This window comes from Curtobacterium sp. VKM Ac-2887, assembly GCF_015350935.1.
Classification (GTDB): domain Bacteria; phylum Actinomycetota; class Actinomycetes; order Actinomycetales; family Microbacteriaceae; genus Curtobacterium.
In genome coordinates this window covers 1-482 of sequence record NZ_JADKSB010000056.1, presented here as the reverse complement: position 1 = coordinate 482, position 482 = coordinate 1, and the positions used below count along the sequence as shown (strand labels likewise).

1 protein-coding gene is annotated in these 482 nt (G+C 71.4%); it reads left to right on the top strand.

Annotated elements, in window-relative coordinates; all coding sequences use genetic code 11:
* A partial coding sequence (locus ITJ69_RS20215) for a TetR-like C-terminal domain-containing protein (protein WP_194673854.1) occupies nt 1–324 on the top strand: 324 nt, incomplete at its 5' end.
* Nucleotides 325–482 lie beyond the last annotated feature (158 nt).

Genomic DNA, 482 nt, shown 5'->3' with positions numbered 1-482 from the left:
TCGGGGGATGCGGTGCGCGCCGTCGCCCACCGCTATTGCGCATTTGCGACCGCCGCTCCCGCGCTCTACGACGCGATGTTCAGCCGCACCACAAGGCTGTCCTTCGGCTCCGACTCCGTGCCGGAACTGTCCGCCGCGTTCGCCGAACTGCTGGAGGCCCTCGCGCCGGGCTCCGATGACGACGCGTCCGAACTCCTCACCGAGACCCTGTGGTCGGCTCTGCACGGCCTGGTCGTCCTCGACCGCGGCGGGCGGCTGCGCGCGGGGCGTCGTGCGGACCGCATCGATCTCGTCGTCGATGGGCTCTCCTCCGCCGTGGTTTGACGCCGGCGGGAAAACACCGTCCGATCAAGCCTCGAATCCGGGGGCAGCAGGCGCTAGACGCTGGCGACGTCTCCTGCGGCTGCGTCGGTGGCAGCAGGCGTGCGGGGCGCGGCGAGCATCCGGTAGAGCGTGGCGCGATCGATGTTGAGGCCGCGCGC